This window comes from Amycolatopsis jejuensis (assembly GCF_000717335.1).
GTDB lineage: Bacteria > Actinomycetota > Actinomycetes > Mycobacteriales > Pseudonocardiaceae > Amycolatopsis > Amycolatopsis jejuensis.
In genome coordinates, this window is sequence record NZ_JNYZ01000104.1 from 1 (window position 1) to 480 (window position 480).

At 67.7% G+C, this 480-nt stretch carries 1 protein-coding gene; it reads right to left on the reverse strand.

The annotated features are described in order from the left end of the window. Positions 1 to 450: TetR family transcriptional regulator (locus tag OO71_RS45945; RefSeq protein WP_033296437.1), on the reverse strand; the 450-nt coding region annotated here is incomplete at its 3' end. Between the last annotated feature and the right edge of the window lie 30 nt (positions 451 to 480).

Below are 480 nucleotides of genomic sequence, written 5' to 3' on the forward strand. Positions count from 1 at the left end.
GGGGTCCACACCCGGGTCGACGCCCATCCGGGTACCGATCAGCCGCGCCACCTCGTCGAACCGCGCGGTCGCCCGCTCGATCCGCGCGGCCGTCAGCGCAGGGTTGACCGAGATCACGTCCTGCAGGCGGTGGAAGCGCGGGTCGGTCTCGTACGCCCGCATGACCTCGACCGCGGCGGCCCGCATCGCGGTCAGCACCCGCAGGCCGGCCGGTTGCGCGGCGAACACCTCCAGCACCGCCGTGATCTGCTGGTCCGCGAGAGCCAGCGCCACGTCCTCCTTCGACGTGAAGTACCGGAAGAACGTCCGCGACGAAACTTCGACCGCATCAGCGATCTGGTCGATGGTCGTGGCCTCGAAACCGTTCGCGCAGAACAATGTCTGGGCCGCTTCGATCAACGCCTCCCGTGTCCGCTGCTTCTTCCGTTCCCGAAGGCCGAGCTTCTCCATGCCACCAGCATACGACAGTCACGTCATCAG